The sequence below is a fragment of the Pseudomonas sp. P9_31 genome (assembly GCF_034008235.1).
Classification (GTDB): Bacteria; Pseudomonadota; Gammaproteobacteria; order Pseudomonadales; family Pseudomonadaceae; genus Aquipseudomonas.
The window spans coordinates 845918-869092 of sequence record NZ_CP125375.1 but is presented as its reverse complement, the minus strand read 5'-3'; the positions used below and the strand labels follow the sequence as shown (position 1 = coordinate 869092).

Below are 23175 nucleotides of genomic sequence, written 5' to 3'. Positions count from 1 at the left end.
GTCCGATGAAACTACGTGGCCTGTACGCCATTACCGACAGCCAGTTACTGGCCGGTAAATTGCTCGAATACGTGGAGGCGGCGCTGGAAGGCGGCGTCACCCTGCTGCAATACCGCGACAAAAGCAGCGATGAAGCCCGCCGCCTGCGTGAGGCCGAAGCGCTGCGCGATCTGTGCGAACGCTACAAGACCCAACTGATCATCAACGACGACGCCGAACTGGCCGCACGATTGGGCGTAGGCGTGCACCTGGGCCAGACCGATGGCCCACTGATGCCGGTTCGGGCACTGCTGGGGCGTCACGCAATCATCGGCTCGACCTGCCACGCGCAACTCGAACTCGCCGAACTTGCCGCCAAAGAAGGCGCCAGTTACGTCGCCTTCGGCCGCTTCTTCAATTCCAACACCAAGCCCGGCGCACCGGCGTGCAGCCTCGAACTGCTCGACCAGGCCCGCAGCCAACTGCACCTGCCGATCTGCGCGATCGGCGGCATCACCCTGGAAAACGCCGCCCCGCTGGTGGCCCACGGAGTCGATCTGCTGGCGGTGGTGCATGGCCTGTTTGGCGCAGAGAGCACGGCTGAAGTGACACGCCGTGCCCGCGCATTCAATGAATTACTTAAAGTCTGATTTTGAGAGCCAAATCATGTCTCGTTCCGAAACCCTGTTTGCCAATGCCCAGAAACATATCCCCGGGGGCGTGAACTCGCCGGTTCGCGCGTTCAAGAGCGTTGGAGGCACACCGTTGTTCTTCAAGCACGCCGAAGGCGCCTACGTCACCGACGAAGACGACAAGCGTTATGTGGATTACGTCGGTTCCTGGGGCCCGATGATTCTCGGCCACAGCCACCCGGACGTACTGGATGCAGTGCGCAAACAGCTGGAACACGGCCTGTCCTACGGCGCCCCGACCGCGATGGAAACCGAAATGGCCGATCTGGTCTGCTCGATCGTGCCGTCGATGGAAATGGTGCGCATGGTCAGCTCCGGCACTGAAGCGACCATGAGCGCCATCCGCCTGGCCCGTGGTTTCACCGGTCGCGACAGCATCATCAAGTTCGAAGGCTGCTACCACGGTCACTCCGACAGCCTGCTGGTCAAGGCCGGCTCAGGCGCCCTGACCCAGGGCGTACCGAGCTCGGCCGGCGTACCGGCAGCGTTCGCCAAACACACCCTGACCCTGCCGTTCAACGACATCGACGCGGTAGAAACCCTGCTCGCCGAAGTCGGCCAGGACGTGGCCTGCATCATCGTCGAGCCAGTGGCCGGCAACATGAACTGCGTACCACCGGCACCGGGCTTCCTCAAAGGTCTGCGGACCCTGTGCGACAAACACGGCGTGGTGCTGATTTTCGACGAAGTGATGACCGGTTTCCGTGTCGCCCTCGGCGGCGCCCAAGCCCATTACGGCGTCACGCCGGACCTGAGCACCTTCGGCAAGATCATCGGTGGCGGCATGCCGGTTGGCTGCTTCGGTGGCAAACGCAAGATCATGGAGCAGATCGCGCCACTGGGGCCGGTCTACCAGGCTGGCACGTTGTCGGGTAACCCGCTGGCGATGGCGGCGGGCCTGACCACTCTGCGCCTGATCAGTCGCCCTGGTTTCCACGCTGAGTTGAGCGACTACACCAGCCGTCTGCTCGATGGCCTGCAACAGCGCGCCGACGCCGCCGGCATTCCGTTCGTGACCACTCAGGCCGGCGGCATGTTCGGACTGTACTTCACCGGCGCCGACGATATCGTGACCTTCGATGACGTCATGGCCAGCAATGCGAACCTGTTCGGGCGCTTCTTCCACCTGATGCTTGAAGGTGGTGTGTACCTGGCGCCGAGTGCCTTCGAAGCCGGCTTCACCTCGATCGCCCACGGCGAAACCGAGTTGAAACTGACGCTGGACGCTGCCGAGCGTGCATTCGCCGCCCTGAAATAAAGCTGCGACGCTGACGTTGGCCATTGCCAGCGTCAGCTTTCACCTACATTCCCGCCCTTTTTCCTACTCGTCTACCCATAATCCCCCGCAAAGTAGGCGATATAGTCCCCGCGCAGCAGAAAAACGAGTAAAGACTTTGTAAGGTTGGCCTCGCTTATTTCATAATGCGCGCTTATTGGATCCCTCGACGGGTCCGCGCGCCCCTCAGAGGTAAGTCGATTCCCATGAACCGCACCGGCCGCACCCTTGCACTGGGCTGCCTGTTGCTCCTTCAGCCCCTGCTCGCGCTCGCACAAGCAGGCGGCAACTCGTTGTTGATCCCGGCGATGGGTCGCTGCACCCTCAATACTCAGCCGCAAGACCTGGCGCAAGCGCTCGCCGCCTGCCAGAAAGCGTCGGATGAAGGGGATGCGCAAGCGCAATACGAGTTGGGTGAGTTCTACTACAACGGCAAACACGCGCCGCGCGACCTCAATCAAGCCCTGAGCTACTTCGAAAAAGCCTCGCTGCAAGGCCATGCCCAGGCGCAATTCAAACTCGGCACCATGTTCTTCCACGGCGAAGGCGTACCGGCCAATAACGTTCAGGCCTATATCGTGCTGAAAATGGCCGCGGTCAATGGTGCCGAAGACGCGCTGGACACCGCCGACGAAGTCGCCGAAAAAATGTCCCGCGAAGATCTGGAAGTCGCTACCCAGGTGCTGGGGCAAATTTTCCGTAAATACCTGATGGAATTGCAGAGCGCCGATGGGCGTACACCGTTTTCGCCACTTCCCTGAATTGACACGGCCCCCTGTGGCGAGGGAGCTTGCTCCCGCTCGGCTGCGTAGCAGTCGTAAAGTCGGCACACGCGGTCTGTCCAGAAGGTAGCGGAGGCTGATTTCAGGGCCGCTTCGCAGCCCAACGGGAGCAAGCTCCCTCGCCACAACAAGCCCCACTAGCCACTCAATCCGTGGCTTACTTCTCAGGCATCGGCATCGGAAACGGCATGACATTGCCGACCGCGCCACGGGCTTCGCTGATTTTCGGTGTGCCGAGGCGTTCGACCTCGTCGATACGCACGATCGAATGCATCGGCACGAAACTGCGCACAACGCCTTCGAACTGAGCCTTGAGCTTCTCTTCGCTCGGATCGACGACCACTTGTGTGCGCTCGCCAAAGACGAACTCTTCCACTTCCAGGAAGCCCCACAGATCACTTTGGTAGATCTGCTTGGCGTACATTTCGTACACCTGGCCCTGATTGAGGAAAATCACCTTGTAGATTGGAGCTTCACGTTTGGTCATGGTGGGCGGGTAACACATCGGGGATAAAAATGAGGGCGCGAACTATAGCATAGCCACCGGACGCGCAACGGTAGGAACCTTGGTGCATGTTCCCTATAATGCGCGGTTCTTTGAATCACGTGAGACTGGGGTCCATGGCCAAGAAGCTTTACATCGAAACCCACGGTTGCCAGATGAACGAGTACGACAGCTCGCGCATGGTCGATCTGCTGGGCGAACATCAGGCCCTGGAAGTCACTGCCCGCGCTGAAGACGCCGACGTGATTCTGCTCAACACTTGCTCGATCCGCGAACGCGCCCAGGACCGGGTGTATTCCCAACTCGGTCGCTGGCGTGAGCTGAAACTGGCCAACCCGGACATGGTGATCGCTGTCGGCGGTTGCGTGGCCAGCCAGGAAGGCGCGGCCATCCGTGATCGCGCTCCGTACGTAGACGTGGTGTTCGGCCCGCAAACCCTGCACCGCCTGCCGGAAATGATCGACGCTGCGCGCGCCACCAAACTGCCGCAAGTCGACGTCTCGTTCCCGGAAATCGAAAAATTCGACCACCTGCCCGAGCCACGTATCGACGGGCCGAGCGCTTATGTGTCGGTCATGGAAGGCTGCAGCAAGTACTGCACCTTCTGCGTGGTGCCTTATACCCGCGGTGAAGAAGTCAGCCGACCGTTCGATGACGTGATTGCCGAGATCATTCACCTGGCCGAAAACGGCGTGCGCGAAGTGACCTTGCTGGGGCAGAACGTCAACGGTTATCGCGGCACCACTCACGATGGACGCCTGGCCGACCTGGCGGAATTGATCCGGGTGGTGGCCGCTGTCGATGGTATCGACCGGATTCGCTACACCACCTCGCACCCACTGGAGTTCTCCGACAGCCTGATCCAGGCTCACGCCGACGTGCCGGAACTGGTGAAACACCTGCACCTGCCGGTGCAATCGGGTTCGGACCGCATCCTCGCGGCGATGAAGCGTAACCACACTGCGCTGGAGTACAAATCCAAACTGCGCAAGCTGCGGGCCGCCGTGCCGGGGATCTGCATCAGCTCGGACTTCATCGTCGGCTTCCCGGGCGAGACCGAGAAAGACTTCGAACAGACGATGAAGCTGATCGAAGACGTCGGCTTCGACTTCTCCTACTCGTTCGTTTATAGCCAACGCCCGGGCACTCCGGCCGCCGACCTGGCCGACGAAACGCCGGAAGAGCTGAAAAAAGAACGCCTGAACGCCCTGCAACATCGCCTGAACCAGCAAGGGTTCGAGATCAGCCGACAAATGGTCGGCTCCACTCAGCGGATCCTGGTCACCGATTATTCGAAAAAAGACCCCGGCGAACTGCAAGGCCGGACCGAGAATAACCGTATCGTCAACTTCCGCTGCGACAATCCGACCCTGATCGGCCAGTTCGCTGACGTACACATCGACGCCGCACAACCGCACTCGCTGCGGGGCTCGCTGATCCAATAACAGCGCATTCCCCCCTCAGGGAGCGGGTTTGTGTGGCGAGGGAGCTTGCTCCCGCTCGGCTGCGAAGCAGTCGTAAACCAATCGACTCGATGCAACCCTGTAAACTGCAGAGACCGGGAAGGGAGTGCTTCGCACTCCAACGGGAGCAAGCCCCCTCGCCACAGACATGAAGTGACCGTTAGTGATTGGTCTGTTTAAGAGCTTTCGCACCCAGGCGACTGGCGTTATCCTTGATTTCATCATAATTGCCCCAGGGCGGCTAAATACGACCTTGAACGCACCCATAGAACCACATCGCTTCATCCTCGAGCCCTTTGAAGCTCGTCGCTTCGCCAATCTGTGCGGGCAATTCGACGAGCATCTGCGCTTGATCGAACAGCGCCTGACCATCGAGATCCGCAACCGCGGAAACCAGTTCGAACTGATCGGCGAACCCAAACACACCACCTCCGCGGAAAACCTCCTGCGCCGCCTGTACCGGGAAACCAAGGGTACCGAGCTGTCGCCGGACATGGTTCACCTGTTCCTGCAGGAATCGGCCGTCGAGCAACTGGACGACCACTCCCCCGCCGAACCGTCCGTCGCCTTGCGCACCAAGAAAGGCATGATTCGCCCTCGCGGCTTGAATCAGCTGCGCTACGTGAAGGAAATCCTCGGTAACGACATCAATTTCGGCATCGGCCCGGCCGGTACCGGCAAGACCTATCTGGCCGTTGCCTGCGCGGTAGACGCGCTGGAGCGCGAGCAGATTCGTCGCATCCTGCTGGTCCGTCCGGCGGTTGAAGCGGGCGAAAAGCTCGGTTTCCTGCCCGGCGACCTGTCGCAAAAAATCGACCCGTACCTGCGCCCGCTCTACGACGCACTCTACGAAATGCTCGGCTTCGAATACGTCGCCAAGCTGATCGAGCGTCAGGTAATCGAAGTCGCGCCGCTGGCCTATATGCGCGGCCGTACGCTGAACAACAGCTTCATCATCCTCGACGAAAGCCAGAACACCACCGTCGAACAGATGAAGATGTTCCTGACCCGGATCGGCTTCGGCTCCACCGCGGTCATTACCGGTGACATCACCCAGGTCGACCTGCCGAAAGGCACCAAGTCCGGGCTGCACCATGTGATCGAAGTACTGAAAGACGTGCCGGGTATCAGCTTCACCCATTTCATGCCCAAGGACGTGGTGCGCCATCCGTTGGTGCAGCGAATCGTCGAAGCCTACGAGCGCTTCGAAAATCGCGTAGCCGACGAACCGGCGAAGTTCTCCTCCAAGGACACCCGCCCCGATGCTTGAGCTTGATCTGCAACTGGCTACCGAAGCATCTGCCCCAAGCGAAGCCGAGTTCCGCCAATGGTGCGAACTGGCCCTGCGCCAGCGCACTGCCGACTCCGAAATGACCATCCGTTTGGTCGACGAAAAGGAAGCCCGCGAACTGAACTTCACCTGGCGGCAGAAAGACTACGCCACCAACGTTTTGTCGTTCCCGGCCGATGTGCCCGACGAGTTTCTCGACATTCCACTGCTGGGCGATCTGGTGATCTGCGTAGCAGTAGTCGAGCGCGAAGCGGCGGAACAAGGCAAGGAATTAAAGGCCCACTGGGCGCATCTGGTCATTCACGGCTGCTTGCATCTGCTTGGTTACGACCACATAGATGACGAGGAAGCCGAAGAAATGGAAGCACTGGAACGAACGTTGCTTGCAGAACTGGGTCATCCGGATCCTTATGCGGACGACGAAACAGACACATCCCCTATCGTTACAACAAAGGATTCAGAGTAATCGCTATGAGCGAAGATCGATCGAGCAACGGGCAGAAGTCATGGCTGGGTAAGCTCACCCAGGCTTTTGCCCACGAGCCGAAGAACCGGCAGGAGCTGCTGGAGCTGCTGCGCGATGCACACCAAAACAAGTTGCTGGACAGCGAAGCGTTGGCCATCGTCGAAGGCGCCATCCAGGTTGCGGACCTGCAAGTACGGGACATCATGGTCCCGCGCTCGCAGATGATCAGCATCAAGGCGACCCAGACACCTCGCGAGTTTCTGCCGGCCGTGGTCGACTCGGCCCACTCCCGCTACCCGGTGATCGGCGAAAGCCACGATGACGTGATGGGCGTGCTGCTGGCCAAGGACTTGCTGCCGTTGATCCTCAAGGAGAACGGCGACAGCTTCAACATCAAGGACCTGCTGCGCCCGGCCACCTTCGTGCCCGAGTCCAAGCGCCTGAATGTGCTGCTGCGCGAGTTTCGCGCCAACCACAACCACATGGCCATCGTCATTGACGAATACGGCGGCGTGGCTGGCCTTGTGACCATCGAAGACGTTCTGGAACAAATCGTCGGCGACATCGAAGACGAGCATGACGTCGAAGAAGACAGCTACATCAAGCCGCTGCCCAGCGGGGACTTCCTGATCAAGGCCCTGACGCCGATCGAGAACTTCAACGAGTTCTTCGACAGCGAATTCTCCGACGACGAATTCGACACCGTCGGCGGTCTGGTGATGAGCGCGTTCGGGCACTTGCCAAAACGCAACGAAATCACTGAAATCGGCGCCTATCGCTTCCGCATCCTGAACGCCGACAGCCGTCGGATTCACTTGCTGCGCCTGACACCTATTGCCCGGTAATTTTTCTAAGGATTGAAATGCGTCGTATGACCCGCCCCGGCTGGCCCGGTAACCTGCTGGCCGTGGCGGCCGGTGCACTCACCACCCTGGCCCTGGCGCCCTTCGATATCTGGCCGCTGGCATTGCTGGCGGTCGGCTTCTTTTACGCCGGCTTGCGTGAACTGAGCCCCCGCCAGGCCCTGGGTCGAGGCTGGTGTTTCGGTTTTGGCCTGTTTGCCGCAGGCACTAGCTGGATCTACTACAGCATTCACCACTTCGGTGGCGCTTCAGTGCTGCTGGCCGGTTTCCTGATGCTGATCTTCACGGCGGCGATTGCCTGGTTCTTCGCCCTGCCCGCCTGGCTTTGGGCGCGCTGGCTGCGTCGTAACGAAGCCCCCCTGGCCGATGCCTTGGCGTTTGCGGCGTTGTGGGTGGGCCAGGAAGCCTTTCGCGGCTGGTTCCTCACCGGTTTCCCGTGGCTCTATTCCGGCTACAGTCAGCTCGACGGCCCACTGGCCGGGCTCGCGCCGGTCGGCGGGATGTGGCTGATTTCCTTCACCCTGGCCCTGACGGCCGCGCTGATCTACAACGCTGCGCGACTGGTCCGCACTGGCCGTAAAGGCTTCATCGCTGTCGGTGTGTTGCTGCTGGCGGGTCCATGGGTGGCCGGCATGGCGCTCAAGGAACATGCCTGGACCAACCCGGCGGGCGCACCGCTGAGCGTCGCGGCGATTCAGGGCAACATCGAACAAAGCATGAAATGGGAGCCGTCACAACTCAACGCGCAGTTGGCGCTGTACCGCGACTTGAGTTTCAGCTCCAAACCCGTCGACCTGCTGATATGGCCGGAAACGGCGGTCCCGGTGCTCAAGGAGTCCGTCGAGGGCTACCTGAACATGATGGGAAGCTTCGCGGCCGAGCGTAAGTCCGCGCTGATTACCGGCGTGCCGATTCGCCAGGAAGTCCGTCACGAGAAGCGCTTCTTCAACGGCATTACCGTTGTCGGTGAAGGCGATGGCACTTATCTGAAGCAGAAACTGGTGCCGTTCGGCGAGTACGTTCCGCTGCAGGACATCTTGCGCGGCCTGATCGCCTTCTTCGACCTGCCAATGTCCGACTTTGCCCGTGGGCCGACCGATCAGGCACTGCTGCAAGCCAAGGGTTATCAGATTGCGCCGTTCATCTGCTACGAAGTGGTCTACCCGGAATTCGCCGCCGGCCTCGCCGCCCGCAGCGATTTGCTGCTGACCATCAGCAACGACACCTGGTTCGGCACCTCGATCGGCCCGCTGCAACATTTGCAGATGGCACAGATGCGCGCACTTGAGGCCGGTCGCTGGATGATCCGCGCGACCAACAACGGCGTGACTGGCCTGATCAACCCGTTTGGCCAGATCACTGCGCAGATCCCTCAGTTCGAACAAGGCATCCTGTACGGCGAAGTAGTACCGATGCACAACCTGACGCCGTACCTGGAATGGCGTTCGTGGCCGTTGATCATTATTTGCGTGTTGTTATTTGGCTGGGCGCTGATCGCTAGCCGGATGGCGAAGACCGTTTAAAAGCTTCGCGAGCAAGCCCGCATTTGATCTGTGTATACAGAAAATCCAGTGCGGGAGCGGGCTTGCTCGCGAAGACGGCATCACAGGCACAACATCAATCAGCCTCAACATCGCCTCGATAAAACATCGAATACCCGATCTGCCCCACCGCCTCATTCATCAACTGCCCCGATTGCCAGATCGATTTGAATTCCGGCATCCACCCCCCCAGTGGCCGGGCATTGTCCACGCCCAAGAACCCCACCGGCGCCGGCACCACCTCAAATCCGGCCTGCTCAAAGCTCCAGACCGCCCGCGGCATGTGCCACGCCTGAGTCACGACCACCACCCGCTTGATCCCCTGCGGCAACAATACCTGGGCGCTGAACTGTGCATTTTCCCAGGTCGTGCGGCTGCGCCCTTCCTGCCAGCGCACCGTCACGCCAAAATCATCGAGCAACGAGTCCGCCATCAGCTGCGCTTCAGTCGGCGGGGTACCGTAATGCAGACCGCCGCTGGTCAGAATCGGCAAGCCGGACGCCTTGGCCAGGCGCGCGGCATAGCGTTCACGCCCCAGGCCTACGCCGGTCGGCTGGTCGACGCCCCAGGCCAGATCGCCACGTTCGCGGCCCGAACCCAGCACCACAATCGCGTCAGCGCGCTGGCCCAGGCTTGCCCACTCCTCGCGCGCCAGCGCCGGCTCGCGTTCCAGGGCCCTGGCGCTCCACTCCACTATCACTGGCAGGCTCATCAACCAGAAGCCGCCCACGCCCAGGACAAAGCACACTCCCGCCAGCCTCGGCCTTGAGCGGCGCCACCACCAGGCGAGCACCAGTAACAGCAAAAGAATGCCGGGCGGCAATAGAAGTTGTTTAACGAAATAACGAAAAGGCATCGGGCATCTCCATAGATGCCCGAAGCCTAGGTGGGTTGACGCAATGCGACAACAAATACAGAAGGACTTTGCTTCAAAAAACCATATTCCATGGCTTCAAGTGCCCTTACTTGAATTGCAGAGACCGGACCTTTACCGCGCCTCCGCCGGATGCCTTATCCTTGAGCCAGATGATCTTGGCCGAACGTGGTGCCTCGAGTTGCTTCACTGCTACTGACAAGCATCCGTGCGTTTCACGTTCACTGCGGTCCAGATAGGCCTTGACCAGGTCAAACTCTTCGGGGGTCAAACCACGCAATTCCAGCTCCAGGGGACGCTCATCACGAAGCCGTCCGGCGGTTTTGGCCGCATCCAAGGCCATTGCGAGACGGTCTATCAGCCTTTCGTACAACTCCGGTTTTGTAGCTTTTTGCTGTGACTCAACCATCCATCACCTCATTGAAGATAAGACTCACTCCCCTTTTAGAGCTTAGCTTCGCTGAAAAAACCGGCTGAGCGCCGCGACCAACGGCCCTCGGGGCGGGTATTGGCCTCGCCCTTGCGTGTAATCAGGGTTTCCCTCGATAGAGTGCGGTCATGTATGCTACGGCGCTTCCTGTAACTCCACTTCCAGCTCGCCTGGGCAGCGAAACGCCGATTTGGCGTTGTCACCGTCCAGCGTCGCATTGAAGAGGATTAGGCCACCCCTATTCAGTTCAAAAGTAGCCATGCACGAACAATATCAGCCCCGTGAAATCGAAGCCGCCGCCCAGTCATTCTGGGACGAGCAAAAGTCCTTTGAAGTCAGTGAACAGCCAGGCAAGGAGACTTTCTACTGCCTGTCGATGTTCCCTTACCCCAGCGGCAAGCTACACATGGGGCACGTGCGCAACTACACCATCGGCGACGTGATCTCCCGCTACCAGCGCATGCAAGGCAAGAACGTCCTGCAACCCATGGGTTGGGACGCCTTCGGCATGCCGGCGGAAAACGCCGCGATGAAGAACAACGTAGCGCCCGCCAAGTGGACCTACGAAAACATCGCCTACATGAAAAGCCAGCTGCGCAGTCTGGGCCTGGCGGTGGACTGGTCCCGCGAAGTGACCACCTGCAAGCCCGATTACTACCGCTGGGAACAATGGCTGTTCACTCGCCTGTTCGAAAAAGGCGTGATTTACAAAAAAAGCGGCACCGTGAACTGGGACCCGGTCGACCAGACCGTTCTGGCCAACGAGCAAGTGATCGACGGTCGCGGCTGGCGTTCCGGCGCGCTGATCGAGAAGCGCGAAATCCCGATGTACTACTTCAAGATCACCGCTTATGCGGATGAACTGCTGGAAAGCCTCGACGAACTGACGGGCTGGCCTGAACAGGTCAAGACCATGCAGCGCAACTGGATCGGCAAATCCCGTGGCATGGAAGTACAGTTCCCGTACGACGTCGCCTCCATCGGCGAAACCGGTGCGCTGAAAGTCTTCACCACCCGTCCGGACACCCTGATGGGCGCAACCTATGTTGCAGTGGCCGCCGAACACCACTTGGCGACCCTGGCCGCGCAAAACAACCCCGAGCTGCAAGCGTTCATCGCTGAATGCAAGGGCGGCAGCGTCGCCGAAGCCGACGTCGCCACTCAAGAGAAAAAAGGTCTGCCGACCTCGCTGTTCGTCGAGCACCCGCTGACGGGTGAGAAGCTCCCGGTGTGGGTCGCCAACTACGTGCTGATGCATTACGGCGATGGCGCGGTCATGGCTGTTCCGGCACACGATGAACGTGATTTCGAGTTCGCCACCAAGTACAACCTGCCGATCAAATCCGTGGTCCGCACAAGTGCAGGTGACACCAACCCGGCCCCTTGGCAGGATGCATACGGCGAGCACGGCACGCTGATCAACTCCGGCGAATTCGACGGCCTCGACTTCGCAGGCGCCTTCGACGCCATCGAAGTGGCGCTGATCAAGAAAAACCTCGGCGCCTCGCGCACCCAGTTCCGTCTGCGCGACTGGGGCATCAGCCGTCAACGCTACTGGGGCTGCCCGATCCCGATCATCCACTGCAATACTTGCGGTGATGTGCCGGTCCCGGAAGATCAGTTGCCTGTCGTATTGCCGGAAGACGTCGTACCCGATGGCGCCGGTTCACCATTGGCGCGCATGCCCGAGTTCTACGAGTGCTCGTGCCCGAAATGCGGCGCACCGGCCAAGCGTGAAACCGACACCATGGACACCTTCGTCGAGTCCTCGTGGTACTACGCCCGCTACGCCTCGCCGCACTATGAAGGTGGCCTGGTGGAAAAAGCGGCTGCCGACCACTGGCTGCCGGTGGATCAATACATCGGTGGTATCGAACACGCCATTCTTCACCTGCTCTACGCACGCTTCTTCCACAAGTTGATGCGCGATGAAGGCCTGGTGAGTTCCAACGAGCCGTTCAAGAACCTGCTGACCCAAGGCATGGTGATCGCCGAGACTTACTATCGTCGCGAAGCCAACGGCGCCTACACCTGGTTCAACCCGGCGGACGTCGAACTCGAACGCGACAGCAAGGCCAAGGTCATTAGCGCCAAGCTGATCGCAGACGGCCTGCCGGTGGAAATCGGTGGCACCGAGAAGATGGCCAAGTCAAAGAACAACGGCGTTGACCCACAGTCGATGATTGACCAGTTCGGCGCAGACACCTGCCGCCTGTTCATGATGTTCGCCTCGCCACCTGACATGAGCGCGGAATGGTCCGACTCAGGAGTAGAAGGTTCGCACCGCTTCCTCAAGCGCGTCTGGCGCCTGGCTCAAGCGCACGTCACTCAGGGCCTGCCGGGCAAACTGGACGTCGCCAGCCTGAACGACGAGCAGAAAGCCATTCGCCGTTCGATCCACCAGGCCATCAAGCAGGCCAGCCACGACGTCGGCCAGAACCACAAATTCAACACCGCCATCGCTCAAGTGATGACGCTGATGAACGTGCTGGAAAAAGCCCCACAAGGCACCGAGCAGGATCGCGCGCTGATTCACGAAGGCCTGGAAACCGTGACTCTGCTGCTGGCCCCGATCACCCCGCACATCAGCCATGAGCTGTGGCATCGCCTGGGTCACGCCGACCCGGTGATCGATGCCGGTTGGCCTGTACTGGACGAAAGCGCCCTGGTACAGGACAGCCTGCAACTGGTCATTCAAGTGAATGGCAAGCTGCGCGGCCACATCGAAATGCCGGCCAGCGCCAGCCGCGAAGAAGTCGAAGCCGCCGCTCGGGCCAACGAGAACGTGCTGCGCTTCGTCGACGGCCTGACTATTCGCAAAGTGATCGTAGTGCCCGGGAAACTGGTCAATATCGTCGCCAGCTAAATTGGATCGGGCGCCAGGCGAGCCTGGCACCGAGTAAAACCTTTCGGGCCGCTTGACCGGCCCACATGGTTTCAAGGGGAGCAACAAGATGATCAAACGCAATCTGCTGGTGATGGGCCTTGCGGTCCTGCTGAGCGCCTGCGGTTTCCAGCTGCGCGGCACCGGCACCACCGAACTGGCGATCAAGGAACTCGACCTGAGCGCCCGTAACGCCTACGGCGAAACCGTGACGCAATTGCGTCAGGTGCTGGAAAGCAGCGGCGTCAGGGTCTACACCGGCGCATCTTACAAACTGGTGCTGACCGATGAGCAGGAAAGCCAGCGCATCCTCAGCTATGCCGGTGCCGGCCGTACTGGCGAGTACCAGGTGAACACCGTGCTCAATTACGACATCCGTGGTCAGGGTAACCTGCCACTGCTGAGCGACAAACTTGAAGTGCAGAAGGTGTTCATCCACGACGGCAACAACCTGGTAGGTTCCGACCAGGAAGCCAACGATGCCCGCCGCGAGAATCGTCGTGAACTGATCCAACGCATGATGCTGCGTTTGCAACAGCTGACCCCGACTCAGTTGGAACAGCTGCAACAGACCGCCGACGCCAGGGCCAAGGCCGAAGCCGCCGCGCTGGAAGCGGCGCAGAAGGCTGAAGCGGAGACTCCGCGTCAGTCGCCTGTCGAACTGCCACGGCAGTAAGCCTTACGGGGCGCTCAGGCGCCCCGTTCGCCTCTTCTTATGAAACTCGCCCCTGCCCAACTCGGCAAACACCTGCAAGGCGCCCTCGCGCCGGTCTACATCATCAGTGGCGATGACCCACTGCTGTGCCAGGAAGCCGCCGACGCCATTCGCGCCGCTGCCCGCCAACAAGGTTTCGATGAACGCCAGGTCTTCGCCGCCGACGCCAGTTTCGACTGGGGTACGCTGCTGCAGGCTGGCGCCAGCATGTCGCTGTTCGCTGAAAAACGTCTTCTGGAACTGCGTCTGCCCTCCGGCAAACCCGGTGACAAAGGTGCCGCCGCACTCATCGAATACTGCTCGCGCCCGGCCGAAGACACGGTACTGCTGATCAGCCTGCCCAAGCTTGACGGTAGCGCGCAGAAGACCAAGTGGGGCAAGGCGCTGGTCGAGGGTCCGCAGACCCAGTTCGTACAGATCTGGCCAGTGGACACCAACCAGTTGCCCAGCTGGATCCGTCAACGACTGTCCCAGGCCGGGCTTTCCGCCAGCCAGGACGCTGTCGAACTGATCGCCGCACGGGTTGAGGGCAACCTGCTGGCCGCCGCCCAGGAAATCGAAAAGCTCAAGCTGATGGCCGAAGGTGGCCAGATTACAGTCGAAACCGTGCAAGCGGCGGTGGCCGACAGTGCGCGTTTCGATGTCTTTGGCCTGACCGATGCGATTCTCAATGGCGAGGCTGCCCACGCCCTGCGCATGCTCGAAGGGTTGCGCGGTGAAGGCGTCGAACCGCCGGTGATTCTCTGGGCCCTGGCCCGGGAGCTGCGACTGCTGGCCAATCTGTCTCTGCAATACAGCCAGGGGGTGCCGCTGGATAAAGCCTTCAGCCAGGCCCGACCGCCCGTCTGGGACAAGCGCAAACCACTGATGAGCAAGGCGCTGCAACGCTACTCGGCGCAACGCTGGGCGCAGTTGCTGCTCGAAGCGCAGCGCATCGACGCACAGATCAAAGGCCAGGCGGCGGGTTCGCCGTGGATGAGTTTGAGCCGGTTGACGTTGTTGATGGCCGGGCAGCGGCTGACATTGCCTGCCGAATAAGATCAAAAGAAAAATCAAAAGATCGCAGCCTTCGGCAGCTCCTACAGAGAATCGCGTTCTCCTGTAGGAGCTGCCGAAGGCTGCGATCTTTTTTCCTACACAACACACATCCAACTGCCCTATAGACAGCCCCCCAACTTCGGCAGATTATTCCCCCCGCAAAACCCACTCACTTGCGAGAAATCATCATGAGCAAAAAGCCATCCAAGCATGGCCCCAACAAGGCCAAATCCATCATCGCCCAGCCACTGTTCCGCAGCCGTCAGGAACGAGCCGGCAAGGGCAAAGGCAGCTACCGCCGCGAAGCCTTCCAGTCTAATAGCTGGGAGGCTTCTTACTTTCTGGCGGCCTGAAAGGCAAGCCATCGCTCAACATGTTAAGGTCTGCACCTGATTCGTATCCTCTGGACCTGTGCATGCCCCTTCGTCTTTCCCGTCGTTGGCACCTTCGCCAACTGATAGCTGCCTCCAGCCTCGTTCTGCTTGTCGCCTGTGCGGAAAAACCTACCGCCGCCGACGCCCAGCCGCTTCAGACCCGCACCGTTGCCACGGCCCCTGCGGTCATTCCTCCGGTGGTTCCGACCGGTGAGAATCTCGACATCCAGCCCACCCAGACCTTTGCCGAATGGCAGGCGGGCTTTCGCAAAGACGCCCTCGCCGCCGGCATTCGCGCCGACCTGTTCGACCGCGCCTTTGCCAATGTCAGCGTGGACGCCAGCGTGATCCGTGCCGACCGCAGCCAACCGGAATTTACTCGCCCGGTGTGGGAATACCTCGATGGCGCCCTGTCACCGCTGCGGGTGCGCAAAGGTCAGGCGCTGGTCAGCCAATATGCCGACATCCTGCAAAGCATCGAACAGCGTTATGGCGTCGACCGCCAGGCATTGGTCGCAGTGTGGGGCATGGAGAGTAACTTCGGTCAGTTCCAGGGTAACAAGTCGGTGATCAACTCCCTGGCGACCCTGGCTTATGAAGGTCGACGGCCGGGCTTTGCTCATGCGCAGCTGATTGCTGCCCTGCAAATCCTGCAACAGGGCGATATCGAACCTGAGAAAATGCTCGGTTCCTGGGCCGGTGCCATGGGCCAGACCCAGTTCATCCCGACCACCTACAACACCCACGCCGTGGACTTCGATGGCGATGGCCGTCGCGATATCTGGAACAGCCCCGCCGATGCACTGGCCTCGACCGCGCACTACCTGCAAAGCTCCGGCTGGCAGAAAGGCCAGCCATGGGGCTTTGAAGTGCAACTGGCGAGTGGCTTCAATTACGCCCTGGCCGATGGCACGATTCGCAAGAGCGTTGCCGAGTGGCAGCAGTTGGGGGTCACCCTGCCCGATGGCGGCCAGGTTCCGGCAGGTTCCGAACACCTGTCGGCCGCCCTGCTGCTGCCGGCAGGCTATCGCGGCCCGGCGTTCCTGATCCTCGATAACTTCCGCGCAATCCTGAAGTACAACAACTCTTCGTCCTACGCCTTGGGCGTGAGCCTGTTGTCCGAGCGCTTCAATGGCGGTGGCCTGATAAACGGTCTATGGCCAAAAGATGACTTGCCACTGAGCCGTACCGAGCGAATCGAGCTGCAAAACCTGCTGAGCGCCCGGAACTACGATGCCGGCACCGCCGACGGGATTATCGGTGCCAATACCCGCAAGGCGATCCGCAGCGCGCAGCAGTCGTTTGGATGGCCGGCGGATGGGTATCCGACGCACAAGTTGCTGGAAGGGTTGCGTAACCGCTAAAAGCATCGCGGGCAAGCCCGCTCCCACAAGTTCAAAGGTGAATGCGACATTTGCGTACACCTTGATCCTGTGGGAGCGGGCTTGCTCGCGAAGACTGAGTGTCAGGCGATGAATTCCTAAACCTTGATCACCACATCCTGCTCCAACACCAACGCCTTGTCCCCCGCATCCAGCCTGACCAGCGCGCCCATCGGCAGTGTCAAATTCGGATCACAATGCCCGCTGCGCCATCCGGCCAGCACGGGTATGCGCAACGGAGCAAAGGTCTGCTTGAGCAACCTCTCCAGCGCAATCGCATCAACCCCTGCCACATCCCCCACCAGAACCCCACGCAGCTTGTGCAACGTGCCAGCCAGACGCAGATGAGTCAGCAGCCGGTCAATGCGATACAGCGGCTCGTTGATGTCCTCGATAAACAGGATGGCGCCCTCGGCATCGATCTCGTAAGGCGTGCCCATGGTCGCGGCGATCATTGACAGATTGCCCCCCAGCAAACGCCCATGAGCGATGCCTGGTTCGAGGGTGGTCAACGGGTAGGCCACTGGATGCGCCAGTACGCTGTCTGCCTTTACCTGACCGCGCAGCATGTTGAAAAACGAGGACTCGGTGGGGGTCTGCTTGTCACCCAGCAGATCGGCATTGAGCATCGGACCGTGGAAGGTCACGAAGCCTGCATAACGGCTGATGGCCAAGTGCAGCGCTGTGATGTCGCTGTAGCCGATGAACGGCTTGGCGTTGTTGCGCAATAATTCGAAATCGATGCGATCGAGCAAACGCGGCGTACCGTAACCGCCGCGCAGACAGATGATCGCGTCGACCTCGCTGTCGGCGAAGGCTGCGTGCAAGTCATTGAGCCGCACATCGTCGCTGCCGGCCAGATAGCCTTCTTGCTCGTAAACCCCGGGAAACACCCGCAGCGAATAGCCGCGAGCACGCATCCAGGCAATGGCTTTATTGGTGTCCAGTGCTGCGGGGCCGGCGGGCGCGATCACGCCGATCAGCCCTGCAGGCGGCAAGGCCGGAACCGGGATGTGAGGACAAAGGGTGTGGGTCGGTCGAGCAGTCATCCATGATTCTCCCTGTGTGAACGCTTCAGCACACAGTAGTCAGGAACGGGGATAAACAGAAGAGGGGCAATCGCACCACGGTTTGCAGGAAAAGACTGTAATAGCCGTAGGCACTGCTAAAAAAAGGCCCGCAAGGCCTAGAAGCCTTGCGGGCCTTTTTTTGCTCTCACAGCAGGATCAGGACGACATCAACTCGGCCTTGACCAGCTTCGCCTGCTCGTCGGCGTGGTACGAGGAACGTACCAACGGGCCGGAAGCGACGTTCTTGAAGCCCATCTTGTAACCTTCCTCGGCAAACCAGGCGAAGGTGTCCGGGTGCACGAAACGCTGGACCGGCAAGTGGCTGCGGGACGGTTGCAGGTACTGGCCCAGGGTCAGCATGTCGATGTCGTGTTCGCGCATGCGCTTCATGACTTCGATGACTTCTTCATCGGTTTCGCCCAGGCCCAGCATCAAACCGGACTTGGTCGGAATGTGCGGCATCATCTGCTTGAAGCGTTGCAGCAACGTCAGCGACCACTGGTAATCCGACCCCGGACGCGCAGCCTTGTACAGGCGCGGCACGGTTTCCAGGTTGTGGTTGAACACATCCGGCGGCTCGGCAGCGGTGATTTCCAGCGCGACGTCCATGCGGCCACGGTAGTCCGGGACCAAGGTCTCGAGCTGAACGTTCGGCGACAGTTTGCGGATTTCGCGGATGCAGTCGGCAAAGTGCTGGGCACCACCGTCACGCAGGTCGTCACGGTCTACCGAGGTGATTACCACGTATTTCAGTTTGAGGTCGGCGATGGCGATGGCCAGGCTTTCCGGCTCGTTGACGTCCAGTGGCTTCGGACGTCCGTGGCCAACGTCGCAGAACGGGCAGCGACGGGTGCAGATGTCCCCCATGATCATGAAGGTCGCGGTGCCGCCGGAGAAGCACTCGCCCAGGTTCGGGCAGGACGCTTCTTCGCACACGCTGTGCAGCTTGTGTTTGCGCAGCAGGGCCTTGATGCGGTCGACCTCCGGGGAAACCGGGATGCGCACGCGAATCCAGTCGGGTTTCTTCGGCAGTTCGGTGGTCGGAATGATCTTTACCGGAATACGTGCAACCTTCTCGGCGCCGCGCAGCTTGACGCCGGCTTCAACCTTGGCACGCGGGGCCGGACGCTCGGTAACATCGAGCGTCGGGATCATGGTTTGCACTGCATCAGTAGTCATATCAGTCGATTCCGCCCGTTAGGGTCGTCTGCTCAGCATAGTCGAGGTGTTTGACGAGCTGCGCGCGCAGCCGGGCACTTACCTCGGCAAATTCAATCGATCCTGCGTGATCGCGCAGCTGGGTCATCGCCAGCCCGGCGTAGCCGCAGGGATTAATCCGTCGAAACGGTTCCAGATTCATATCCACATTCAGGGCCAGGCCATGAAAGGAGCAACCGTGGCGGATCCGCAGACCCAAGGACGCGATTTTCGCGCCATCGACATAAACACCCGGTGCATCCGGCTTGGCCACCGCGGTCACGCCGTAGCTGGCCAGCAGCTCGATCAGGCATTGCTCCATGCGGCTGACCAGATCACGCACGCCGAACCCCAGTTTGCGGACATCCAGCAACAGGTAGGCCACCAACTGACCCGGACCGTGGTAAGTCACCTGACCACCGCGGTCGACCTTCACCACTGGAATATCCCCCGGAAGCAACAGATGCTCAGCCTTGCCGGCCTGGCCCTGGGTGAACACCGGCGGGTGTTCCACCAGCCAGATCTCGTCCGCGGCATCGCTGCCGCGTTCGTTGGTGAAGCGTTGCATGGCATGCCAGACCGGCTCGTAAGCCATCTGGCCGAGCTCGCGAAAGCCCAGCGTGCCAGACATCACAGCACCATGTGCACGAAACCGGTAGCCCGCAACTCGCTGTTGATGTCGTACAGCTGTTCCTGGCCGGTGGCGATGATGTGCAACTGGATGGTGGTGTACTTGCCGTTGGTACTCTGCCGTTCGGCAAAAGTGTTGTGGTCAACGGTCGCGTGTTTCTCAAGGATCGCGATGATCTTGTCCTTGAAACCCACGCCAGTGTCGCCGATTACCTTGATCGGGTAATCCGCGCAGGGGAATTCGATCTTTGGCGCCTTTACTTCGGAGTCTGTCATGGCGTAACGGCCTCGTAAGCCGTGGCGACGGGCATACCCCCCGCCCCTGTATCAGGGAGGGAGGCACGCAGGTCGACAATATCAGTTGAACAAGCCGTAGAAGAATAGACGGATGCTATCCCACATGCGGCGGAAGATACCACCCTCGTCGACCGCGTCCAGAGCGATCAGGTCGGCGCTGTGCACCACTTTGTCGTCCAGTTTCACTTCGACTTTACCGATCACGTCGCCCTTGGCGATGGGTGCAACCAGTTGCGGGTTCATGGACATGCTGGCAGCGAGCTTTTTCAGCTGGCCTTTTGGCAGGGTCATGGTCAGGTCTTCAGCCAGGCCGGCCTTGACTTGATTGGTGGTGCCTTTCCAGACAGGTGCCTGAGCCAGCTCGGCGCCTTTCTGATAGAAGGTCTGGGTTTCGAAGAAGCGGAAACCGTAGGTCAGCAGCTTCTGGGTTTCAGCAGCACGGGCCACTTCGCTGTTGGTGCCGAATACCACGGCGATCAGGCGCATGCCATCACGTACAGCCGAAGACACCATGCAGTAGCCGGCTTCATCGGTGTGGCCGGTTTTCAGGCCGTCGACAGTCTTGTCGCGCCACAGCAGCAGGTTACGGTTAGGCTGCTTGATGCCGTTCCAGAAGAACTCTTTCTGCGAGTAGATCGCGTAGTGAGCCGGGTCTTCGTGGATGATCGCGCGAGCCAGCACGGCCATGTCGTGAGCCGACGAGTAGTGCTCCGGGTTCGGCAGACCGGTCGGGTTCATGAAGTGGGTGTTGCTCATGCCCAGATCGGCGACGGTCTTGTTCATCAGGTCGGCGAACGCGTCTTCGCTGCCGGCGATGTGCTCGGAGAGCGCAACACTGGCGTCGTTGCCAGACTGAATGATGATGCCGTGCAGCAGGTCGCTGACGGTGACTTGCGAGCCGACTTTGATGAACATCCGCGAACCGCCGGTACGCCAGGCGTTTTCGCTGACGGTCACCGGATCGTTTTCACCGATCTGGCCACGACGGATTTCCAGGGTCGCGATGTACGCGGTCATCAGCTTGGTCAGGCTGGCCGGCGGCAGACGCTGGTCACCGTTGTTCTCTACCAGCACGTTGCCGCTGCTGGCGTCCATGAGTACGTAGGCTTTGGCGGCCAGTTGCGGTGGCGACGGCATCATCTCGGCCGCAAAAGCGGCAGGCGAGAGGAGCAGCGGGACTAGCAGGCACAGGCGTTTGGCAAAGGTGGTGATGTTCATCCGTCTCTCGAAATCGCTAATGGAAACTGCCCTAGGGCAAAACTAATCAGACAACTTTTTAAAAGCCGTCACGTGTTCAGTTGCTCACTCTGTAACCCTGGCCGGGCTTTTGTTCTTCACGAGCCAACAACCCGGTCCACCCCCCAAATCGCAAGCGAACCGTCAATCAGGTACTACGTGTTACTCGGCGCTGACCAGGCTCGGCGAACCGAGATTGGCCAGCCGCACGCTGTTCTGCACTTGCTGGATTTCACCCGGCGAACCGATCGGCCCCAGGCGCACCCGATGCAGTGTCTGTTGATTGCGCACGATCGAGCTGATGAACACCGGAGCGCTCACCATCCCGCTGAGCTTCGATCTCAGGAGTTCTGCAGCGTCCGGGTTGGCGAACGCGCCCACCTGCAGATACTGGCCAGAGGCTGGTACAGAAGCGTTTTTTTTTGCATCGATCTGCGCGGGCACAACGGCCGCGGCGTGTTGCTGCGGCGGTGGTGTCCATTGCTCGACGGTGCCGGCCGAAGCCGTAATCACCGGAGCGCTATTCTGTGCGACTTGCGGCTCGTTGAGCATCAAAGGCGCCGGACGGCCCTTTTGTGCCCACCACTGCTGCGGGTCGATACCTTCGACCTTGACCCGCGCCGTACCGGTTTCGGCGTAACCGAGCTTTTTGGCGGCGGCATAGGACAAGTCGATGATTCGGTCCGAGTAGAACGGACCACGGTCGTTGACCCGCAGGATCACGCTTTTGTTGTTGTCCAGGTTAGTCACCCGAACATAACTTGGCAGTGGCAATGTCTTGTGAGCGGCACTCATGCCGTACAGGTCATAAACCTCGCCATTGGCGGTGTTCTGACCATGGAACTTGGTGCCATACCAGGACGCCGTGCCCGAGGCGACGTAGGTTTTGGAGTCTTGCAGCGGGAAGTAGGTCTTGCCCAGCACGGTGTACGGATTGGCTTTATAAGGACCGGAGTGCAGGGTCGGCGTGGCATCCGGGATGCGCGATACGTCGACGTCCCACCAGGGTGCACCATCCTTGTGGGCCCGGTTGATATCCAGGCCTGGCGCCGAACGAACGGCGCTGGAAGACTTCTGGGTCGGCGAGCGGCTGGTCGAACAACTGGCGACCAGCACCGCCAACGCGGCGAATGCCATGAGCTTCAGGGGTTTATTCATAGGCAATGCCCGCATTACTTGACGCCCCGTGCTTGGACCAGCTGTTCAGACAGTTGATGTACGGCCATGGCGTACATCACGCTGCGGTTATAACGCGTGATCGCGTAAAAATTCGTCAGGCCCATCCAGTATTCGGGGCCATTGTCGCCTTCCAGGCGGAAAGCCGTGACCGGCATATCATCGCGCAGCGCATCATGACTCGACCAGCCCAGCGCCCGCAACTCCCCGACGGTTTTCGTCGGCTCGATGCCTGCGGTCAGCCCGTCGTCCACCTGATCGCCGCGCACATCGGCGCGACTGACCACAGGTTCGCCGGCGACCCAGCCGTGACGCTTGAAATAACTGGCGACGCTGCCGATCGCATCATCCGGGTTGTTCCAGATATTGATGTGGCCGTCACCGTCGAAATCCACCGCATAGGCGCGAAAACTGCTCGGCATGAACTGCGGCAAGCCCATGGCTCCGGCGTAGGAGCCTTTGAGGGTCAACGGGTCGACCTGCTCTTCACGGGCCAGCAGCAGGAATTCACGCAATTCCTTGCGGAAGAATTCGGCACGGGGAGGATAGTCGAAACCCAAGGTCGACAAGGCGTCGATCACCCGATAATTACCGGTATTGCGGCCGAAAAAGGTCTCGACGCCGATAATCGAGACAATCACCTGAGCCGGCACGCCGTACTCCTGCTCGGCACGGGCCAGCACCGCTTCGTGCTGACGCCAGAAGTCCACACCACGGGCGATGCGCGCGTCGGTGATGAACATTGGACGGTATTCTTTCCACTGTTTGACGCGTTCGGCGGGTTTGGAAATCGCGTCCAGAATCGACTGCTTGCGCTCGGCTTCGCGGAACACGCCCATCAGCTGTTCACCGGCAAAGCCGTAGTCGCGGGTCATTTCACCGACGAACTCGGCCACCTGGGGTGAGCCTTCGTAATCGCCGGCCAACGCTTCCTGCGCGGAACCAAGGATGCCTACCAGGCCGACCCACGGTGCGTATCGAGTCGCCCAGCCACGCATTACTTGCATTGAAATC

General features: G+C 60.3%; 23 protein-coding genes. 13 read left to right on the top strand and 10 right to left on the bottom strand.

The window, feature by feature from the left end; genetic code table 11:
* Positions 1 to 5: 5 nt before the first annotated feature.
* The 3 genes from thiE (at position 6) to QMK51_RS03975 (ending at position 2708) form a co-directional block, all read left to right on the top strand.
* Complete coding sequence (gene thiE, locus QMK51_RS03985) at positions 6 to 629, top strand: thiamine phosphate synthase (protein ID WP_320393209.1); 624 nt, start codon at positions 6 to 8, stop codon at positions 627 to 629.
* Positions 630 to 645: 16 nt separating this feature from the next.
* A complete protein-coding gene (gene hemL, locus QMK51_RS03980) occupies positions 646 to 1929 on the top strand; it encodes a glutamate-1-semialdehyde 2,1-aminomutase (RefSeq protein WP_320393208.1) in 1284 nt (427 codons plus the stop codon).
* 224 nt (positions 1930 to 2153) lie between these two features.
* Positions 2154 to 2708 carry a tetratricopeptide repeat protein gene (locus QMK51_RS03975; protein WP_258698937.1) on the top strand — a complete coding sequence of 185 codons (555 nt, stop codon included), beginning with the start codon at positions 2154 to 2156 and terminating at the stop codon, positions 2706 to 2708.
* A gap of 178 nt (positions 2709 to 2886) precedes the next feature.
* Here the strand turns inward: QMK51_RS03975 and QMK51_RS03970 are convergent, their stop codons facing one another.
* Positions 2887 to 3216, bottom strand: a complete 330-nt coding sequence (locus QMK51_RS03970; RefSeq protein WP_007894425.1) for a DUF1820 family protein — start codon at positions 3214 to 3216, stop codon at positions 2887 to 2889.
* A gap of 134 nt (positions 3217 to 3350) precedes the next feature.
* Between QMK51_RS03970 and miaB the strand changes: the two genes are divergently transcribed.
* From miaB to lnt, 5 genes are all read left to right on the top strand, one after another.
* Positions 3351 to 4679: a tRNA (N6-isopentenyl adenosine(37)-C2)-methylthiotransferase MiaB gene (miaB, locus tag QMK51_RS03965; protein ID WP_320393207.1), complete on the top strand. Its 1329-nt coding sequence runs from the start codon at positions 3351 to 3353 to the stop codon at positions 4677 to 4679.
* Between the two features lie 271 nt (positions 4680 to 4950).
* Positions 4951 to 5967, top strand: coding sequence for a PhoH family protein (locus QMK51_RS03960; protein ID WP_320393206.1), 1017 nt, complete (start codon positions 4951 to 4953; stop codon positions 5965 to 5967).
* Positions 5960 to 6454, top strand: coding sequence for an rRNA maturation RNase YbeY (ybeY, locus tag QMK51_RS03955; protein WP_320393205.1), 495 nt, complete (start codon positions 5960 to 5962; stop codon positions 6452 to 6454). Before QMK51_RS03960 ends, ybeY begins: the two co-directional genes overlap by 8 nt.
* A gap of 5 nt (positions 6455 to 6459) precedes the next feature.
* Positions 6460 to 7299, top strand: coding sequence for an HlyC/CorC family transporter (locus QMK51_RS03950; protein ID WP_007909641.1), 840 nt, complete (start codon positions 6460 to 6462; stop codon positions 7297 to 7299).
* 17 nt (positions 7300 to 7316) lie between these two features.
* Positions 7317 to 8840: an apolipoprotein N-acyltransferase gene (gene lnt / locus QMK51_RS03945; RefSeq protein ID WP_258698933.1), complete on the top strand. Its 1524-nt coding sequence runs from the start codon at positions 7317 to 7319 to the stop codon at positions 8838 to 8840.
* Between the two features lie 94 nt (positions 8841 to 8934).
* Here lnt and QMK51_RS03940 read toward each other — a convergent pair whose 3' ends face one another.
* Positions 8935 to 9714 (bottom strand): YdcF family protein, encoded by a 780-nt coding sequence (locus tag QMK51_RS03940; RefSeq protein ID WP_258698932.1) that lies wholly within the window; start codon positions 9712 to 9714, stop codon positions 8935 to 8937.
* Positions 9715 to 9820: 106 nt separating this feature from the next.
* Entirely contained in the window at positions 9821 to 10141 is a 321-nt protein-coding gene (locus tag QMK51_RS03935; RefSeq protein WP_258698931.1) for a hypothetical protein, read from the bottom strand.
* Positions 10142 to 10421: 280 nt separating this feature from the next.
* Here QMK51_RS03935 and leuS point away from each other — a divergent pair, with 280 nt between their 5' ends.
* From leuS to QMK51_RS03910, 5 genes are all read left to right on the top strand, one after another.
* A complete protein-coding gene (gene leuS / locus QMK51_RS03930; protein WP_320393204.1) occupies positions 10422 to 13028 on the top strand; it encodes a leucine--tRNA ligase in 2607 nt (868 codons plus the stop codon).
* Between the two features lie 88 nt (positions 13029 to 13116).
* Complete coding sequence (lptE, locus tag QMK51_RS03925) at positions 13117 to 13722, top strand: LPS assembly lipoprotein LptE (protein ID WP_320393203.1); 606 nt, start codon at positions 13117 to 13119, stop codon at positions 13720 to 13722.
* A 39-nt stretch (positions 13723 to 13761) separates the two neighbouring features.
* Complete coding sequence (holA, locus tag QMK51_RS03920; protein WP_258698928.1) at positions 13762 to 14799, top strand: DNA polymerase III subunit delta; 1038 nt, start codon at positions 13762 to 13764, stop codon at positions 14797 to 14799.
* Between the two features lie 188 nt (positions 14800 to 14987).
* Complete coding sequence (arfA, locus tag QMK51_RS03915) at positions 14988 to 15152, top strand: alternative ribosome rescue factor ArfA (protein ID WP_003176285.1); 165 nt, start codon at positions 14988 to 14990, stop codon at positions 15150 to 15152.
* A gap of 62 nt (positions 15153 to 15214) precedes the next feature.
* A complete protein-coding gene (locus tag QMK51_RS03910; RefSeq protein WP_258698927.1) occupies positions 15215 to 16537 on the top strand; it encodes a lytic murein transglycosylase in 1323 nt (440 codons plus the stop codon).
* 116 nt (positions 16538 to 16653) lie between these two features.
* Here the strand turns inward: QMK51_RS03910 and QMK51_RS03905 are convergent, their stop codons facing one another.
* The 7 genes from QMK51_RS03905 to mltB form a co-directional block, all read right to left on the bottom strand.
* Entirely contained in the window at positions 16654 to 17604 is a 951-nt protein-coding gene (locus QMK51_RS03905) for an LD-carboxypeptidase (RefSeq protein ID WP_320393202.1), read from the bottom strand.
* A 177-nt stretch (positions 17605 to 17781) separates the two neighbouring features.
* Entirely contained in the window at positions 17782 to 18804 is a 1023-nt protein-coding gene (gene lipA, locus QMK51_RS03900) for a lipoyl synthase (RefSeq protein WP_007946663.1), read from the bottom strand.
* 1 nt (position 18805) lies between these two features.
* Positions 18806 to 19453, bottom strand: a complete 648-nt coding sequence (gene lipB / locus QMK51_RS03895) for a lipoyl(octanoyl) transferase LipB (RefSeq protein WP_183682885.1) — start codon at positions 19451 to 19453, stop codon at positions 18806 to 18808.
* Positions 19453 to 19728, bottom strand: coding sequence for a DUF493 domain-containing protein (locus QMK51_RS03890; protein WP_258698925.1), 276 nt, complete (start codon positions 19726 to 19728; stop codon positions 19453 to 19455). The genes lipB and QMK51_RS03890 overlap by 1 nt, the downstream gene beginning before the upstream one ends.
* Before the next feature lie 81 nt (positions 19729 to 19809).
* Positions 19810 to 20967 carry a D-alanyl-D-alanine carboxypeptidase family protein gene (locus QMK51_RS03885; RefSeq protein WP_320393201.1) on the bottom strand — a complete coding sequence of 386 codons (1158 nt, stop codon included), beginning with the start codon at positions 20965 to 20967 and terminating at the stop codon, positions 19810 to 19812.
* Between the two features lie 180 nt (positions 20968 to 21147).
* A complete protein-coding gene (locus QMK51_RS03880) occupies positions 21148 to 22158 on the bottom strand; it encodes a septal ring lytic transglycosylase RlpA family protein (RefSeq protein ID WP_258698923.1) in 1011 nt (336 codons plus the stop codon).
* Positions 22158 to 23168 (bottom strand): lytic murein transglycosylase B, encoded by a 1011-nt coding sequence (mltB, locus tag QMK51_RS03875; protein ID WP_320393200.1) that lies wholly within the window; start codon positions 23166 to 23168, stop codon positions 22158 to 22160. Before mltB ends, QMK51_RS03880 begins: the two co-directional genes overlap by 1 nt.
* Positions 23169 to 23175 lie beyond the last annotated feature (7 nt).

Coding starts and splice junctions, on each gene's coding strand:
- lnt (WP_258698933.1), top strand. CDS start 7,317: ATGCGTCGTATGACCCGCCCCGGCTGGCCCGGTAACCTGCTGGCCGTG.
- QMK51_RS03950 (WP_007909641.1), top strand. CDS start 6,460: ATGAGCGAAGATCGATCGAGCAACGGGCAGAAGTCATGGCTGGGTAAG.
- leuS (WP_320393204.1), top strand. CDS start 10,422: ATGCACGAACAATATCAGCCCCGTGAAATCGAAGCCGCCGCCCAGTCA.
- lipA (WP_007946663.1), bottom strand. CDS start 18,804: ATGACTACTGATGCAGTGCAAACCATGATCCCGACGCTCGATGTTACC.
- QMK51_RS03910 (WP_258698927.1), top strand. CDS start 15,215: ATGCCCCTTCGTCTTTCCCGTCGTTGGCACCTTCGCCAACTGATAGCT.
- QMK51_RS03935 (WP_258698931.1), bottom strand. CDS start 10,141: ATGGTTGAGTCACAGCAAAAAGCTACAAAACCGGAGTTGTACGAAAGG.
- lipB (WP_183682885.1), bottom strand. CDS start 19,453: ATGTCTGGCACGCTGGGCTTTCGCGAGCTCGGCCAGATGGCTTACGAG.
- thiE (WP_320393209.1), top strand. CDS start 6: ATGAAACTACGTGGCCTGTACGCCATTACCGACAGCCAGTTACTGGCC.
- QMK51_RS03975 (WP_258698937.1), top strand. CDS start 2,154: ATGAACCGCACCGGCCGCACCCTTGCACTGGGCTGCCTGTTGCTCCTT.
- arfA (WP_003176285.1), top strand. CDS start 14,988: ATGAGCAAAAAGCCATCCAAGCATGGCCCCAACAAGGCCAAATCCATC.
- QMK51_RS03890 (WP_258698925.1), bottom strand. CDS start 19,728: ATGACAGACTCCGAAGTAAAGGCGCCAAAGATCGAATTCCCCTGCGCG.
- QMK51_RS03905 (WP_320393202.1), bottom strand. CDS start 17,604: ATGACTGCTCGACCGACCCACACCCTTTGTCCTCACATCCCGGTTCCG.
- holA (WP_258698928.1), top strand. CDS start 13,762: ATGAAACTCGCCCCTGCCCAACTCGGCAAACACCTGCAAGGCGCCCTC.
- lptE (WP_320393203.1), top strand. CDS start 13,117: ATGATCAAACGCAATCTGCTGGTGATGGGCCTTGCGGTCCTGCTGAGC.
- QMK51_RS03940 (WP_258698932.1), bottom strand. CDS start 9,714: ATGCCTTTTCGTTATTTCGTTAAACAACTTCTATTGCCGCCCGGCATT.
- QMK51_RS03885 (WP_320393201.1), bottom strand. CDS start 20,967: ATGAACATCACCACCTTTGCCAAACGCCTGTGCCTGCTAGTCCCGCTG.
- QMK51_RS03970 (WP_007894425.1), bottom strand. CDS start 3,216: ATGACCAAACGTGAAGCTCCAATCTACAAGGTGATTTTCCTCAATCAG.
- hemL (WP_320393208.1), top strand. CDS start 646: ATGTCTCGTTCCGAAACCCTGTTTGCCAATGCCCAGAAACATATCCCC.
- mltB (WP_320393200.1), bottom strand. CDS start 23,168: ATGCAAGTAATGCGTGGCTGGGCGACTCGATACGCACCGTGGGTCGGC.
- QMK51_RS03880 (WP_258698923.1), bottom strand. CDS start 22,158: ATGCGGGCATTGCCTATGAATAAACCCCTGAAGCTCATGGCATTCGCC.
- miaB (WP_320393207.1), top strand. CDS start 3,351: ATGGCCAAGAAGCTTTACATCGAAACCCACGGTTGCCAGATGAACGAG.
- ybeY (WP_320393205.1), top strand. CDS start 5,960: ATGCTTGAGCTTGATCTGCAACTGGCTACCGAAGCATCTGCCCCAAGC.